Below are 1,273 nucleotides of genomic sequence, written 5' to 3' on the forward strand. Positions count from 1 at the left end.
GCTTCCTGACTGCGGTCTCGATTTCGGAAGGCGTGTAGGCGGCAAAGCCCATCAGGAACCCAGCCTTTGCTTTGCCGGTCGCATGAAGTGCCGATAATCCAAGAAGCTCAATGCCGACACGTCGTGCAGCATCAATGGTGACGCGCTCCGGGAGATCGCTTGTCAAAACGCACGGCATCTGCAGGCCGCCGGTGGGGACGCGAGCTTCGACAAAGCCGGACAAATGCTTGTCGATCAGCCTGACGAGCACGTCGAGCCGTTCAGCATAGACGCCCCGCATCGAGCGTACATGCGCTCCGAAATGCCCACCCTCCATGAAGCGGGCCAGTGTCAGTTGCGCCATCGGTGCGGTATGACCGTCGAGAAGCGTGCGCGCAGCCGTTAGCGGTTTCACCAGTTGCGGCGGCAAGACCATGTAACCGATACGCAAACCAGGAAAGAGCGACTTGGTAAAGGTGCCGATATAAATAGTGCGGTCGTGTGGATCGAGGCCTTGCACGCAGGCGGTTGGCTTGCCGGCATAATGGAACTCGCTGTCGTAATCGTCCTCGATGATCCAGGTCTGATGCCGCGACGCCCATTCTATTAAAGCCAGGCGGCGATCCAGGGCCAGCGTGGCACCAGTCGGGAACTGATGGGAGGGCGTCAGAAAAACAGCCTTGGCCCTCTGTGGTTCGGCCATGATCTGCTCGATGACGAGTCCTTGCCGGTCGAGGCGGATCGGGACGCATTCGAGTCCCGCGGCATCGAACGCCTTGCGCGCGCCATAGTAGGCCGGGTCTTCAATGAAGATCGCCTCGCCAGGATCAAGCAGCATATTGGCACACAGTGACAGGGCTTGCTGCGAGCTGGTCAGCACCAATACACGGTCGGCGGTAGCGCGCGCGCCGCGTTCAAGGTTCACATAGTCAGCAATGGCGCGGCGCAATGGCTCGGTTCCCTGAGGATCGCCATGAAGCAATGCCTGCACCCCGGCCTCCTTGCGCACCTGCCGTTCCAGCCGCTCCCAGGTCTGAAGTGGAAAGGTACGGGTTTCCGGCACGCCATGCGCGAAGGGCCGTGGGATCAGCATTTCGCGTACCCCGCCGCTTCGGAACATGGCATTGCCCCGTTTGCTGAGATTAGGCGCCTGATTGCGCAAAAGCGCATCCCGCTGGGAAATGCGATGACCGGGTGTGAACTCCGTAATCTGCGCCACAAAACTGCCGCTGCCGACCCTGCGGTCGATAAAGCCCTCCGCATGCAACTGCGCATAAGCCGCCTCGACCGTGTC

At 60.7% G+C, this 1,273-nt stretch carries 1 protein-coding gene; it reads right to left on the reverse strand.

Features of this window, described 5'->3' with window-relative positions:
• Nucleotides 1-1,273: PLP-dependent aminotransferase family protein (locus tag RCF13_RS00195; protein ID WP_308140669.1), on the reverse strand; the 1,273-nt coding region annotated here is incomplete at both ends.

Origin of the sequence: Stenotrophomonas maltophilia group sp. RNC7 (assembly GCF_030910085.1) — a bacterium.
Taxonomy (GTDB): domain Bacteria; phylum Pseudomonadota; class Gammaproteobacteria; order Xanthomonadales; family Xanthomonadaceae; genus Stenotrophomonas; species Stenotrophomonas sepilia.